The 246-nt window shown below is 41.5% G+C and carries 1 protein-coding gene; it reads left to right on the forward strand.

The annotated features are described in order from the left end of the window. Positions 1-24: 24 nt before the first annotated feature. Positions 25-246 (forward strand): hypothetical protein (locus ABFY71_RS19075; RefSeq protein ID WP_347947456.1); only part of this gene is annotated, 222 nt, incomplete at its 3' end.

The following is a 246-nucleotide window of genomic DNA, read 5'->3' on the forward strand; positions in this document are numbered from 1 at the left end:
TATTCTGGTTGGAGAATTGGTGAAGTGTTAAAACTCACAACCAACCTGGAAGAGAAATACTTCCAAGGTGGAAGCAAAACAGAAGCCGGTAAAAACAGAATCGTTCCGATACATCCTGCTATATACCGCTTTGTCGAACAGAAAGTGCTGACACAAGATGGAAAACTATGCGTATATACTCAGCAACACCATAGAAAAGCGTTGTTCTATCCTACACTGGAACGTTTAGGAATAGTCGGTAATCCG

This window comes from Devosia alba, assembly GCF_039938915.1.
Taxonomy (GTDB): Bacteria; Pseudomonadota; Alphaproteobacteria; order Rhizobiales; family Devosiaceae; genus Devosia; species Devosia alba.